Source organism: Ciceribacter ferrooxidans, from assembly GCF_004137355.1.
Lineage (GTDB): Bacteria > Pseudomonadota > Alphaproteobacteria > Rhizobiales > Rhizobiaceae > Allorhizobium > Allorhizobium ferrooxidans.
Genome location: NZ_SDVB01000056.1, coordinates 1 through 261, shown reverse-complemented (window position 1 = coordinate 261; position 261 = coordinate 1). Strand labels below are relative to the sequence as shown.

Sequence of the window (261 nt, the reverse complement as noted above, 5' to 3'; positions counted from 1 at the left end):
AAACGGGGTGCCAAAATACGCTTTACCGGGTCAACCGCCATCATTTCCATGGCAGAGAGTTGCTCCCCGGCTTTCATCAAACCAATCTCGGCGGTCAAGGCTGTGCCTGCTCGCCCGGCGAACAGCAATGCCGTCACCACAGGCCCCAGCTCACGCAGCAAAGACAGCGCCACCAACAAACCCAGCGCCTCTGCCGAGCCATAACGCTGCAGCGTGTAATAGCCCTGCAAACCGAGCACAAAACCGACAAACAAGCCGGAC

Annotated in this window: 1 protein-coding gene; it reads right to left on the bottom strand. The window is 58.6% G+C overall.

What is annotated here, in order from left to right; translation table 11 throughout:
* The coding region (locus tag EUU22_RS01485; RefSeq protein ID WP_165351039.1) for an ABC transporter permease at nucleotides 1-261 on the bottom strand (261 nt) is incomplete at both ends.